Annotated in this window: 2 pseudogenes; both read right to left on the bottom strand. The window is 54.0% G+C overall.

The features are described 5' to 3' along the window. Positions 1–133 (bottom strand): annotated as a pseudogene (locus ACNQ0T_RS24040) (phosphoheptose isomerase); the annotation flags it as partial. A 25-nt stretch (positions 134–158) separates the two neighbouring features. Then, a pseudogene (locus tag ACNQ0T_RS24045) lies at positions 159–285 on the bottom strand (YraN family protein); the annotation flags it as partial.

Below are 285 nucleotides of genomic sequence, written 5' to 3' on the forward strand. Positions count from 1 at the left end.
GGATTTTGTTGCCGTTAAGCAGGGACTGGACGAGCGTCATCGCCGCCCGGGAGATGGCGTCCGGGAGTGCTTCCGCTGCGGCAATTTGGGTTTGAATGCTTTCGGTAAAGCAGGCTTTGATTCTGTCGAGCACGGGATCCCTTACTTCTGGTATTACGCTATTCGCCAAAGGCGTTTTTTAGCCATTGGATGTCGTTTCCGGTGAAGGCTACCACATCGAAACGGCAATCCACAGTCTCAAAGCTCCCATTCTGTCGGCAGAGCCACAAACGGGCGGCTTTAAGC

Source organism: Enterobacter cloacae complex sp.6700776 (genome assembly GCF_048284255.1).
GTDB classification, from domain to species: domain Bacteria; phylum Pseudomonadota; class Gammaproteobacteria; order Enterobacterales; family Enterobacteriaceae; genus Enterobacter; species Enterobacter intestinihominis.